At 64.2% G+C, this 12,660-nt stretch carries 10 protein-coding genes; 7 read left to right on the top strand and 3 right to left on the bottom strand.

The window, feature by feature from the left end; translation table 11 throughout:
- Window positions 1-67: 67 nt before the first annotated feature.
- The 3 genes from W911_RS06350 to purM all read right to left on the bottom strand — a co-directional run bounded on the left by W911_RS06350 (window position 68) and on the right by purM (window position 3,571).
- The gene (locus W911_RS06350; protein WP_023786703.1) at window positions 68-1,432 is read right to left on the bottom strand and encodes a cytochrome P450; all 1,365 of its coding nucleotides are present in this window, start codon (window positions 1,430-1,432) and stop codon (window positions 68-70) included.
- Window positions 1,433-1,769: 337 nt separating this feature from the next.
- Window positions 1,770-2,435, bottom strand: coding sequence for a phosphoribosylglycinamide formyltransferase (purN, locus tag W911_RS06355; RefSeq protein WP_023786704.1), 666 nt, complete (start codon window positions 2,433-2,435; stop codon window positions 1,770-1,772).
- Window positions 2,432-3,571 (bottom strand): phosphoribosylformylglycinamidine cyclo-ligase, encoded by a 1,140-nt coding sequence (purM, locus tag W911_RS06360; protein WP_023786705.1) that lies wholly within the window; start codon window positions 3,569-3,571, stop codon window positions 2,432-2,434. Before purM ends, purN begins: the two co-directional genes overlap by 4 nt.
- A gap of 176 nt (window positions 3,572-3,747) precedes the next feature.
- On the opposite strand from purM, the gene W911_RS06365 reads away from it, so the two are divergent.
- The 7 genes from W911_RS06365 to W911_RS06395 all read left to right on the top strand — a co-directional run bounded on the left by W911_RS06365 (window position 3,748) and on the right by W911_RS06395 (window position 12,546).
- Window positions 3,748-4,878, top strand: a complete 1,131-nt coding sequence (locus W911_RS06365) for a DUF2066 domain-containing protein (protein WP_023786706.1) — start codon at window positions 3,748-3,750, stop codon at window positions 4,876-4,878.
- 198 nt (window positions 4,879-5,076) lie between these two features.
- Window positions 5,077-5,640: a CDP-alcohol phosphatidyltransferase family protein gene (locus W911_RS06370; protein ID WP_023786707.1), complete on the top strand. Its 564-nt coding sequence runs from the start codon at window positions 5,077-5,079 to the stop codon at window positions 5,638-5,640.
- Between the two features lie 60 nt (window positions 5,641-5,700).
- Window positions 5,701-6,795 carry an AI-2E family transporter gene (locus tag W911_RS06375; RefSeq protein ID WP_023786708.1) on the top strand — a complete coding sequence of 365 codons (1,095 nt, stop codon included), beginning with the start codon at window positions 5,701-5,703 and terminating at the stop codon, window positions 6,793-6,795.
- Window positions 6,792-7,514 (top strand): HdaA/DnaA family protein, encoded by a 723-nt coding sequence (locus W911_RS06380; RefSeq protein WP_023786709.1) that lies wholly within the window; start codon window positions 6,792-6,794, stop codon window positions 7,512-7,514. The genes W911_RS06375 and W911_RS06380 overlap by 4 nt, the downstream gene beginning before the upstream one ends.
- A 139-nt stretch (window positions 7,515-7,653) precedes the next feature.
- Complete coding sequence (locus tag W911_RS06385) at window positions 7,654-9,846, top strand: RNA degradosome polyphosphate kinase (protein WP_023786710.1); 2,193 nt, start codon at window positions 7,654-7,656, stop codon at window positions 9,844-9,846.
- Window positions 9,847-9,968: 122 nt separating this feature from the next.
- A complete protein-coding gene (locus W911_RS06390) occupies window positions 9,969-11,504 on the top strand; it encodes a Ppx/GppA family phosphatase (RefSeq protein WP_341872108.1) in 1,536 nt (511 codons plus the stop codon).
- 133 nt (window positions 11,505-11,637) lie between these two features.
- Window positions 11,638-12,546 carry a DnaJ C-terminal domain-containing protein gene (locus W911_RS06395; protein ID WP_023786712.1) on the top strand — a complete coding sequence of 303 codons (909 nt, stop codon included), beginning with the start codon at window positions 11,638-11,640 and terminating at the stop codon, window positions 12,544-12,546.
- The last annotated feature ends 114 nt before the right edge of the window (window positions 12,547-12,660 follow it).

The following is a 12,660-nucleotide window of genomic DNA, read 5'->3' on the forward strand; positions in this document are numbered from 1 at the left end:
GGCGACAGAGAAAAAAACGGGCTCCCTTGGGAGCCCGTTTCTATTTCAGAAGCCGTTATCGCGTCGATCAGCTCAGTTCCTGAACGCGGAAGAGAAGACCGCCCCGCGGGGTCAACGTCACGGTTGCGTTGAGGCCAGGCGGTTCGAGGCCCACATATTCCGGGCGGAAGCGGCGGAGCAGGATCGACAGCGCGAGCGTGTTCTCGACCTGGCTCATCGCGCCGCCGATGCAGGAGCGCTTGCCGGCGCCGAAGGGCACGTAGCTGTACTTCACCTGCTTCTGCGTCTTGTCCATCCAGCGCTCGGGGATGAACTCCTCGGGGTCCTTCCAGAAGCGCGGGTTGTGATGGGCGCCGTAGGAGAAGAGCACGATGCGATCGCCTGGCTTGATCTCCTTGCCGCCGATGACGTCGGGCTCGGTCGCTACGCGAATGAGGCTCCACACGGGCGGATAGAGACGCATCGTCTCCTGAATGACGGCGCGGGTGTATTGAAGGGCCGAATAGTCGGCGGCCGTCGGCTCGCGGTCGCCGTAGACCGTTTCGCCCTCGCGGCGGATGCGCTCGGCGGCTTCGGGGTTCTTGGATGTGAGATAGAGCGCCCAGGCAAAGGTCAGGGCCGTCGTCTCGGTGCCCGCCCAGAGATATTGCTTGATCTCGTCGATGGCCTGCTGCTCGTCGAACTCGGGGATCGACGGATCGGCCATGGCATTCTGAATCATTTTCAGAAGCGTCTTCTCGCGCTCCTCGCGCGGGTCGGCCGCGAACAGTGCGGGCGGAACGCTCCACCACGCTTCGACCGCCTTGGCGGTGTCTTCGTCGCCGACCTCGAACAGGGCGTCGGCCTGACGCTTGAGGCGGATGTCCTTATGGTTCGACACGTCCGTGTAGGTCTTCACGCACTTGAACACGAAGTGCGGATTGAACGGCATGTCGCGATCGAACAGCGCCTTGCAGATCATGTCGGCGGCGAGCGTCCACGTCTGCTCGACCATCTCGAAGGTCTCGCCCGTGCGTGCGAACTCCGCCCAGTGGGCCATCTTCGATTTGATGGCTTCGATAAAGTAGGGGATGTACTCGGCGAATGCGTCGGGGTGGAAGGCCGGCTGCTGCGGCATCCGGATCTTCTGCCACAGGGCACCGTCGTGCGTGATCATCGACTTGCCGAAGATAGGCTTCAGGCCGTCGAAATACTTCACGTAATTGTCGACCTTGGTGACGAGCACATGCTTGAACAGCTCAGGCTCCGTCACCAGCACGATGCGCTGGTTGGCCATGTTCACCGGAATCACCGGCCCGTAACGCTCCGCCATTTGCATGAGGAGGCGCATGGGGTTGTCCGGATCCTTGAGAAGCGGCGTCAGGTTGAACCAGACGCTGCTCTCATCGCCGAGGCCGAAGCCAGATTGTTGCGCGGTACTTTCTGCAGTCATACGAAATTGTCTCCGGGTCGATCCGGCTATGGGCGGTGGGCGCCCTACGGGAGAGAAATGGGCCGTGCCTGCCGTGTTCGGCTGGGCGAGTGGAAGGCGCTCCTCCTGGAACCTGGAGCTGCTCCAACACCTTCAAGACTTTCGTCTTATCGCAGCACCGATTCTCTCGTTATCCGGCGATAGTCTAGCACACGACTTTCGCGTGCTTGGTGTTTCAGGGGTTACGGTTGCCGAGCTTTGAAGGATTTATCTTCATGGTTTGGCCTGTCCATGCGGCAGGGTCGCTCCGCGACATTTGGGTTCAGACGACGAAGCGGAGATTTTCAGTACCCGTCGTTCAGAGAGGAGGCGAGAAAACAGCCTCAGCTTGGTTAATGTTAGAAAAATCAGTACGTTGCCAAACTAACCCAGTTTCCGCCATGTGGGCTTGACCCCGCGCAACAACGGCCATCATCGCGGGATAGAGACGGTGCTCGGCCGCGAGCACGCGGCCAGCGAGGGTCTCGGGCGTATCGGCTGGCAGCACGGGGACCGCAGCCTGGCCGATGATGGGGCCCGCGTCCATTTCCGGCACCACGAAATGGACTGTGCAACCCGAAATCCTGACGCCCGCGGCAAGAGCCTGCTCGTGGGTATCGAGCCCCTTGAAGGCGGGGAGGAGCGAGGGGTGGATATTGATCATCCGGCCCTGCCAACGGTTTACGAAGTCCGCCGTCATGAGGCGCATGAAGCCCGCGAGCGCGATGAGGTCGATTTTCGCCAGACCGAGAACGCTCTGCAGTTGGCCCTCGAAATGCTCGCGCGATTCATAAAGATTATGATCGAGCGCGAGGGTGTGGAGCCCTTGGTCCTTCGCCCAGGCTAGGCCTGGGGCCTCGGGCCGGTTCGAGATAACGAGCGCGATTTCTGCCGGGTAATCGGGCGCGCGGGCGGCCTCGACCAGCGCCTGCATGTTGGAGCCGCGCCCGGAAATGAGAACGGCGACGCGCTTCTTCTCTGTCATTCCTGCGATCCAAGCTTCAGGCGGCCCTCGTAGGCCACGGCCCAGGCTTCGCCCTTACCTTTGGCGCTGCTTTTCTCGCCTGAGGGTTCGGTGATTTCGCCAATGACGACGGGGGCTTCGCCCGCTTCTGTAAGGCTCGCCAGAACCGCGTCGGCTCCATCTTTCGCGACGACGGCGATCATGCCGATGCCGCAGTTGAACGTGCGGAGCATTTCCGCATCCGGCAAGTGTCCCGCGCGGGCGAGCCATCCGAATACGGGCGGAGGCTGCCAGCTCGTCAGGTCCACGGCGGCGGCAACCGTCGGCGGCAGAACCCGCGGGAGGTTTTCCGAGAGGCCGCCGCCGGTGATGTGGGCGAGTGCCTTAATGGGGCCGTCGGCCGCGCCGCCCGTCGCTTCGAGGGTGGCGAGCAGCGGTTTCACGTAGATCCGCGTGGGCGCAAGAAGCGCTTCGGCCAGCGTCATTTCAGGGGCAAAAGGTGCGGGGGCGTCCCAGCCGAGGCCTTCTTCGGCCGCGAGACGGCGCACGAGCGAATAGCCGTTGGAGTGCACGCCGGAGGATGGCAGGCCGACGATGAGGTCGCCCACCGCGATGTCGGGCCGGGGCAGCAGCTCGCCGCGTTCGACGGCGCCGACCGCGAAGCCTGCGAGATCGTAATCCGCCCCCTTATAATGTCCCGGCATCTCCGCGGTCTCGCCGCCGATCAAGGCGCATCCTGCCTGGCGACAGCCCTCGCCGATGCCGGAGACGACATCGCGGGCGGTCTCGATGTCGAGTTTGCCGACGGCGAAGTAATCCAGGAAGAACAGGGGTTCAGCGCCCTGGACGACGAGGTCGTTGACGCACATGGCGACGAGGTCGATGCCGATGGTGGCATGACGGCCGGTGTCGATCGCGATCCGGAGCTTGGTGCCGACGCCGTCGTTGGCTGCGACCAGTACGGGATCGCGGAAGCCTGCGCCCTTGAGGTCGAACAGGCCGCCGAAGCCGCCGAGGCCTGCGTCCGCGCCGCTCCGGCGCGTCGATGCCGCGATGCCCTTGATGGCCTCGACGAGCGCGTTCCCGGCGTCTATGTCTACGCCGGACTCGCGATAGGTAATGGGCTTGCCCGGTGAACTATCCGCTGGCTGGCTCATGCGACCTCGGCGCTGACGGGCGGGAGCGCGATGCTCCCTACTTTTGCCCGAATGTGGACGGGAGATGGGCCTCCTACCAGCTCGTGGGCGGGACGGCAACGGACGAGCGGGCGCGGCGAGGGCTGCGGCCGCCGGAGCGCGGCGGCGCTGGAGGGGACGATTTGACTGGGCGCTCCATGAAATTCACGACATACGGCCTCTTTTTCGCGGCCATGCTGGCTGCTTTTGCCGCAGCGGCGCCTGAGGCGGCCGCGCGGGCGGGCAAGGTTTTCACGGTCGCCAACTACCCCGTGGAGGCCACGGCGGACAATGCGGTTGCGGCCAAGGACAAGGCTCATGCCGAAGGTCAGCAGGCCGCGCTCGGGGCGCTCCTGAAGCGGATCGTGCCGGTGACGGCCTACGGACGCCTGGATCGGTTGACTGCACTTCGCGCCGCCGATTTCATCGACGGCGTGGCTGTGCGCTCCGAGAACAACTCGCGCACGCAGTACATCGCAAGCCTCGACTTTTCGTTCCAGGCCGATGCCGTGCGCGATCTCCTGCACCGGGAGGGCGTGCCCTATGTCGAGCAGCAGGCCCCGCGGATGGTGCTGGTGCCCATTCTCGCGCAGCCCGGCGGGGCGGACGGGGCGCGGTTCCGGCCCGCGGCGGGAACGTGGAGCCAGGTGTGGCAGGGGCTCGATCTCGACAATACGCTGACGCCGCTTCGCGTCGAGGCGCTGCAACCCTCGATCCAGGACGCCACGGTTCAGGCCGCGCTCGCGGGCGACGACAGCGTGGAGCGGGTGCTCGGGGGTGCCTACAACGCCGATTTCGTGGTGCTCGCGGTTGCGGAAGTGGATCAGCCGGGGCGGCAGCTCAACGTCATGCTGGCGGGTATCGATCCGGCGGGCCTCATGACGTGGCGGCGAAGCTACCGGATCGCGGACGGCGATGTGGCCTATGCCATGGAATTGGCGGCCGTCGTCACGCACGGCGTGCTCGAAGGGCGCTGGAAAGTCGCGAAGCTCGAACAGGGCGGGCACGGTGGCGGTTATGTGCCGGGCGGACGTTTTGGAACCGGGGCTGGCCACGACGTGAGCATGGCGGTTCACTTCGCCAATCAGGCGGAATGGGACGACATGCGCGGGCGGCTGCTCGATCTGCCGGGCGCCGGCAACATTCGTATCGGGACCGTATCCGCGCAGAGTGCGGAGGTCTCGATGAGCTTTCCGGGAGGTGGCCAGAGCCTTGCGCAGGCGCTCGCGCAGCAGGGTCTTGTCCTCACCGATGGCGGCGGGTTCTGGGCCTTGCGATCCGCCTATTAGAATTGCACTTGGATCCCGGCGCCTTCCGGCGACATTCTGTCGGGATCACGTTTCCCGCATTGACCGAGTTTGATACTCAGGCTCGACGTGGGCGCCCAACCTGTCTAGAGCCGTAGAGCCCTATATAAAAAAAGGGGCGTTGAATTTTTCCTGCGCGCGTCCGGCATGGGCCGGTTCGCGCCGAACCGAATAGAAGGCATGGTGGTTTTTCGCGTTACAAATCCTCGCTACCTCAACGTCCCGAATGTCATCACGTTGGGGCGGGTCATTCTGGTGCCCATCGTATTTTGGCTGCTGCTGACGGGGGAGACGAAGCTCGCGTTCTTCGTGTTCCTGCTTGCGGGCGTTTCCGATGCAGTCGACGGGTTTATCGCAAAGCGGTTCGGTCTCACGACGGAGCTTGGAGCGTATCTCGATCCTCTCGCGGACAAGCTCCTGCTCGTGTCCGTGTTCGTGGCGCTCGGCGTCATGGGCGCGCTGCCCTCGTGGCTCGTCATTGCCGTCGTGTCGCGCGATATTCTGATCGTCATCGGCGTCATGCTCTCGTGGGTGCTCGATCACCCGATGCGCATCCAGCCGCTGGCAGTCAGCAAGGCGAACACGGCGGCGCAGATTTTTCTCGCTGCAACCGTCCTTGCGGATGAAGGGTTTCGCCTCGGGCTCGGTGACGTGCGCTTCCTGCTGGTGTGGATCACGGGGGCACTTACCGTTGCGTCGCTTGCGGCGTATCTCCGGGCTTGGCTTCGGCATATGTCCGGGTAAGAGTGCGCGAAACGCACCCGTTTCGGGCGGCGCGGCCTCGGTGTTCGGAGACGATAGGATATGGCTTCGGAGCGGCAGGTTCTGTTCTGGGTGGTGGCCGCCGGCCTCCTTTTCATCGGCCTTGCGGCTCTCAACGACATTCTTCTTCCGTTCGTCGTCGGCATCATTCTCGCCTATGCTCTGAGCCCCGTGGTCGACATGCTCGAAAAGCGTGGTGTGGGGCGTGGGCTTGCGTCGCTTGGCGTGGTGACGCTGATCATCGTGGCCGTGCTCCTGCTCGTGCTCCTGATCGCGCCGCTTCTCGTGCGTCAGGCGCAGGAGCTTTTTCAGGCGCTGCCCGGGACTATCGAAGCCGTGCGCGGTGCCTTCGAGAACGTGGCAGGCCAGCAGCTCGGACAGGACGGAAAGGGCATCGAGAAAGCGTCCGGTGCCGTTGCCGACAACTGGCAAGGGCTCGCTGCGTGGCTTGCGGGATCGCTGTGGACGGGTGGGCTTGCGGTCGTGAACTTTTTCGCGCTCGCGGTCGTGACGCCGGTGGTCGTCTTTTACATCTTGGTGGACTGGCACCGGATGGTCGCCAAGATCGACAGCTGGCTGCCGCGCGATCATGCGCCGACCATTCGCATGCTCGCCCGCGACATGGACCGCTCGGTTTCGGCGTTCGTCCGTGGACAAGGGGCGGTGTGCCTCATCATGGCCGCGTTCTATGGGATCGGCCTCACGCTGACGGGCCTCAACTATGGGCTTCTGATCGGGCTTATGTCCGGCTTCATAACGTTCATTCCCTATGCCGGGGCTGCGCTCGGCCTGCTCACGGCTGCGGGCGTAGCCGTCATGCAGTTCTGGCCTGAACTCGTGCCGATCGCGATCGTGGTCGGTGTGTTCATGGCGGGCCAAGCGCTCGAAGGGCTCGTGTTGACGCCCTACATCATGGGATCGAGCATCGGCGTCCACCCTGTGTGGGTCCTCTTCGCGCTGTTCGTGTTCGGCTATCTGTTCGGGTTCGTCGGTGCGCTTATTGCCGTGCCGCTCGCTGCGGCAGTCGGTGTGCTGATCCGGTTCGCGCTCGATATCTATCTCGACAGCTCGGTCTACAGAGGGACGCAGCCCGCCGCCGTGCCTTCCGCCACCCATGCGCGCGAGGGCCAGCCATGACGGCGGGTGCGCGCAATGCCATGCCAGAACAGCTTGTGCTCGCGCTTCCGGGGCGGCAGGCGCAGGGGGCCGAGGATTTCCTCGTTAGCCGTTCGAATGCGGCGGCTGTGGACTTGATCGACGGATGGCCGAACTGGCAGCTTCCCTCGCAACTCGTCGTCGGGCCCGCGGGCGTCGGCAAGAGCCATCTCGCGAACGTGTGGCGGCTCGCATCGGGCGCGCCGATCGTTCGGGCCGCGGCGCTCACGGAGGCGGCCGTCCCTGCGTTCGAAGACCATTCCCGGCTCGTGGTTGAAGACATCGACCGCGGAATCGGAAACGAGAAAATCCTGTTTCATCTGCTCAATCTCGCGCGAGAGAAGGCGGGGTCGCTGCTCATGACCTCGCGCATTCTTCCGGGAGAGATCGGCCATATTCTGTTGCCGGACCTGCGGTCCCGGCTGCGGGCGACATCGCCCGTCTCGATCGAGCCGCCGGACGAGGCATTGTTGCGCTCCGTGCTGGTCAAGCTGTTCTCGGACCGCCAGCTTCTCGTGGAGCCGCACGTGGTGAGCTACCTCGCGCTGCATATGGAGCGCTCGATGGAAGCGGCCACGCGGCTGGTGGCGGCGTGCGACCGGCTTTCGCTTGCCCAACAGCGGAAAGTCACCCGCGCGGTTGCGGCAGAAGCGCTCGCTCACGAGCGTTCCGAGCCCGACGACGACGAGTTCGCATTGTGAGACCGATGGTTCATGTTTCGGACTGGTAGGGTCCGAAACGATCATGGTCTAGTTTCTGCTCTTGCTGTCATCATACTGTCGCATGACATGCGCCTCTATTCGGTCCCGCCGAATATCGAAGCCCCCCAGGAAAGACACCATGCCCCTCGCAAAAGGAAAGCCGAGACCTGTCAGGAAGACGGATGTGCCTCAGATGGAGGCGCCGACCGGGCCCGATCGCTTCTACAACCGTGAGCTTTCCTGGCTGCAGTTCAACCGGCGGGTGCTGGAGGAGGCTCAGAACAAGAGCCATCCGGTGCTTGAGCGGCTGCGGTTCCTATCTATCTCGGCATCGAACCTCGACGAATTCTATATGGTGCGCGCGGCGGGCATCTACGGCCAGATCGCGGCCGGCGTGACGACGCCATCCCAGGACGGGCTCTCGCCCAAGGACCAGCTTGTTGAGATCAACCGATTCGCCGCACGGCTCGTGGCCGACAAGCAGACGACCTGGAACGAGATCAAGAAGGACATGGCGGCGGCGGGCGTTACGCTGGTGGAGCCCGAGGAATTATCGGATGCGGAGAAGATCTGGCTCGAACGGATGTTCATCAGCCACGTGTTTCCGATCCTGACGCCGATTGCCGTCGATCCTGCGCATCCGTTCCCGTTCATCCCCAACCTGGGCCTCACGATGGCGGTGTGGATGCAGCGGAAGAACGACGCCAAAGGTCTGAGCGCGCTCATTCCCATTCCGGCCCAGCTCGAACGGTTCATTCGTCTCAGCTCGGATGCCACGGGCAAGGAGGGCGAACTGCGCTTCATCCAGCTCGAAGTGCTGATCGGCATGTTCATTTCGGAGCTGTTTCCCGGCTTCGAGGTCAAGAGCCAGGGTGCGTTCCGTGTGCTGCGCGACAGCGACGTCGAGCTGCAGGAGGAAGCCGAAGATCTCGTGCGCTCGTTCGAGACGCTGTTGAAGCGGCGCCGGCGGGGGCATGTGATCCGGCTCGAACTCGACGCGCGAATGCCGGACCGGCTGAAGAAGTTCGTGATCGGCGAACTCGAAGTCGGCGAAGAATCCGTTTTCATCAAGGACGGTCTCCTGGGGCTTTCGGATACGTCGCAGCTCATCGTGGCGGACCGTCCCGACCTCGTGTTCAAGACCTACAATCCGCGCTTTCCGGAGCGTATCCGCGAGTTCAACGGCGATTGTTTCGCGGCCATCAGTTCGAAGGACATCATCGTCCATCACCCTTACGAGAGCTTCGACGTGGTGGTGCAGTTCCTGCGTCAGGCGGTGAACGATCCCAACGTGATGGCGATCAAGTGGACGCTCTATCGCACCGGGCGCGACAGCCCGATCGTGCAAGCGCTCAAGGAAGCGGTCGAAGCGGGCAAGTCCGTGACCGCGGTGGTGGAGCTCAAGGCCCGCTTCGACGAGGCGGCCAACATCCGCTGGGCGCGCGATCTCGAAAAGGCGGGCGTGCACGTCGTGTACGGGTTCATCGAACTCAAGACGCACGCGAAACTCGGGCAGGTCGTGCGCCGGGAGGGCTCGGGCCTCGTAACCTACTGCCATATCGGCACCGGCAACTATCACGCGCAGACGGCGCGAATTTATACGGACCTTTCGTTGTTCACGACGGACCCGTCCATCGCGCGCGATGTGACGCGCGTTCTCAACTTCGTCACCGGCTATGGCGAGCCTGCGCAGCTTGAGCAGATGGCGGCGAGCCCGCACGGTATCCGCAATCGGATCCTCGATCACATCAAACGCGAGATCGGGCATGCGAAGGCGGGCCGGCCGGGCGCTATCTGGATGAAGATGAACTCGCTCGTGGATGCGCAGATCATCGATGCGCTTTACGAGGCCAGCCAGGCGGGTGTCGAAATCGACCTCGTCGTGCGTGGCGTCTGTTGCCTACGTCCCGGAATTCCAGGGTTTTCGGAGAATATCCGCGTCAAGAGCATCATTGGGCGCTTCCTGGAGCACGCACGTATCTACTGTTTCGGCGAAGGCGAGGGCTTGCCCTCGCCCAAGGCCGCCGTATACATCAGCTCGGCCGACATGATGCCCCGCAACCTCGACCGGCGCGTCGAGGCCATGGTGCCGGTCAACAACGCGACGGTTCACGAGCAGGTTCTCGACCAGATCATGGTGGCCAACTTCATGGACAACCAGCAGAGTTGGGAGATCAAACCGGACGGATCGGCGCAACGCATCGCACCCGCCGCTGGGGAAGAGCCGTTCAACGCGCATAAATATTTCATGACCAACCCGTCGCTTTCGGGCCGGGGCAAGGCCGCGGAAGACAACTTTCCTCCGCGATTCGATTTCGTGCAGAAGGATTAGAGCGATTTCATTCCCGCCTTCATTCCTTCCGCTCGATGTGGCCTTTACGCGCTTTCCTTTCATAGCGAGCGCGTGGTCTAAGCGTGCGCGCGATCTGACACGGCGCTAGGCGGAACAAGAAGGTGGGTTTGACGCACGTGTTCGGCGGGAGATCAAAAGCTCCGGAGCTTGAGCCGATCGGCGTCATCGACATCGGGTCGAACTCGGTGCGCCTCGTCGTCTACGACGGGGCGGTGCGCGCGGCGACGCCGATTTTCAACGAGAAGGTGCTTGCCGGGCTCGGCAACTCGATTGCGACGACGCGCCAGCTCGGGCCTGAGAGCGTTCAGCGGGCGCTTGAAGCGCTGACGCGGTTTCGCGCGGTGGCGCGGGTGCTCAAGGTCAAGAACCTGCGCGTGCTGGCGACGGCGGCCGTGCGCGACGCCGAGGACGGATCGCTTTTCATCCAGGAGGCCGAGCGCGTTGCCGGCGTTCGGATCGAGGTGCTCTCGGGCGAGACGGAGGCGAAGCTCGCCGCCTATGGCATTCGCATGGGGTTTCTGGCGCCCGATGGGTTGGCGGGCGATCTCGGGGGCGGAAGCCTTGAGGTGATCGATATCGCCCGCGACCAACTCAGACATGCCGACACGCTGCCCCTCGGCGGGCTGCGTCTCATCGACGAAACCGGAGACAAGATCGACCGCGCCTTGCCGCTCGTCGACGAGGCGGTGGCGCGAATCGCATGGCTCACGGACGGGCGGGCGCGTCCCTTCTATGCGGTGGGGGGCACGTGGCGGGCGCTTGCACGGCTCCACATGGAGCAGACCGGCTATCCGCTGCGCGTCATGCACGGCTATGCCATTCCGACGCGAGAGGCGATCGAGTTCTGCCAGTTTGTCCGCCGCGCGAAAAAGGTCACGTCGCTGTTGGGTGTCGAAGCGGTGCCGCGGGCTCGCCGCGACATGCTGCCGTACGGTGCGCTGGTGCTGGAGCGGTTGCTCGAAGCCGTCGCCCCGTCGGAAGTGGTGTTCTCCGTTTTCGGCATTCGCGAGGGGCTGCTGTTCGGCCTTATGACCAGGCACGAGCAGGAGAAGGATCCGCTGCTGACCTTCTGCGCGGAGCTGGCGCGGCTTCGTTCCCGGTCGCTCGCGCATGCCTATGAGCTGTGCACCTGGACGGATGCGCTGTTTACGGGCGAAGGCCCCAAGGAGACCGAAGAGGAACGCCGGCTGCGCCATGCCGCCTGTCTCGTCTCCGACATCGGCTGGCGGGCTCATCCCGACTACCGTGGCGTGCACAGCCTCGACATGATCGCGCACGCAGGCTTTGCGGGTATCGACCATCCGGGCAGGATCTTCCTGGCGCTGTCCGTTTATCATCGCCACTCGGGTTCCGACGACGGGCGGCCGGACACGCTGTCCAACCGGCTTCGGCTCGTCGTGAGCAAGCGGACGCAGAAGCGTGCCAAGCTGATCGGGGCCGCCATCCGCGCGGCGCATATGCTGTCCATCGGCATGGCCGGCATCATCGACGAGACGCGGCTCGTCTACGAGGGCCCGAAGTTGGTGATGATCCTGCCCAAGGCCCATGCGGGCCTCAACGGAGAGCGGCTCAGGCGCCGGTTCCAGATCCTCGCCGAGCTGGTCTCGCGGGAAGGGGAAATCCGCGTCGCGGATTGAGCGGTCGCTCGGCAACTTTTTTCACTGGTCCGATGCTTGTCTGATCCCGTATCTATCGGGCTCGCGCTCCACGCTGGCGCGATTTCCGACAGTTCAGCTTCACCGCTGGTGCTCATCAGGATGCACGCTGTTCATGGCCGATGACCTTTACGACATCCTTGGCGTCTCGCGCGGTGCGACGGACGAAGAGGTTCGCCGTGCCTATCTCAAGCTCGTGAAAGAGCTGCATCCGGACGTTAACCCTTCGAAGGCCGCCGAGGAGCGGTTCAAGAAGATCACGGCGGCGCACGAGATCCTGGGCGATCCCGAGCGCCGGCGCCAATACGATGCCGGAGAGATCGAAGCCTCAGGCGAGCCGCGCCGGCCGACGTGGCGCCCTTACGGGGCTGCCGGGGCAGGGGCAGGCGCCGGTGCGCGAGGGCGGAGCGGGCCGATCTTCGAGGATTTCGGCGACGTGTTCTCCGATCTCTTCGCGGGCGCGGGCCGGGGAGCCGCCGGGAGAGGCGGCTTTTCCGTCCGCGGCCGGGACGTCCGCTATACGCTCGATGTCGATTTCCTGGAGGCCGTGCAGGGCGCGAAGAAGCGCGTCACGCTTCCCAGCGGCGGGGTGCTCGACCTTACCGTGCCGGAAGGCGTGACCGACGGGCAGGTGCTGCGCCTCAGGGGACGCGGCGAGCCGAGTGCTGCGGGTGGCGAAGCGGGCGACGCGCTGGTCGAGGTGCATGTTCGCCCGCATCGCGAGTTCCGCCGTGAGGGGGACGACCTGTTGCTCGACCTGCCGATCACCATCGACGAGGCGGTGCTGGGCGGCAAAGTCGAGGTGCCGACCTCGGGCGGCCGCGTGCAGCTCACGGTGCCGAAGGGGACCAGTTCGGGGCAGGTGTTGCGGCTCAAGGGCAAGGGCGTGCGCAATGCGGCAACGGGCGCGACGGGCGATCAACTCGTGACCGTCAGGATCGTCTTGCCTGAGACGATCGACGATAGCCTGTCGTACTTTCTGACGGAGTGGCGCCAGAAGCACCGCTACGATCCGAGGAAGTAGGACGAACAGGCGATGGATGTCCCGGCCCCTGTCATCCCGGCCAAGTGAGGCGAAGCCGAGCGCAGAGCCGGGAGCCAGGAGAAGCTTCTTTCGCGAAATATCGCGTCTTCGACG

The organism is Hyphomicrobium nitrativorans NL23 (assembly GCF_000503895.1).
Taxonomy (GTDB): domain Bacteria; phylum Pseudomonadota; class Alphaproteobacteria; order Rhizobiales; family Hyphomicrobiaceae; genus Hyphomicrobium_C; species Hyphomicrobium_C nitrativorans.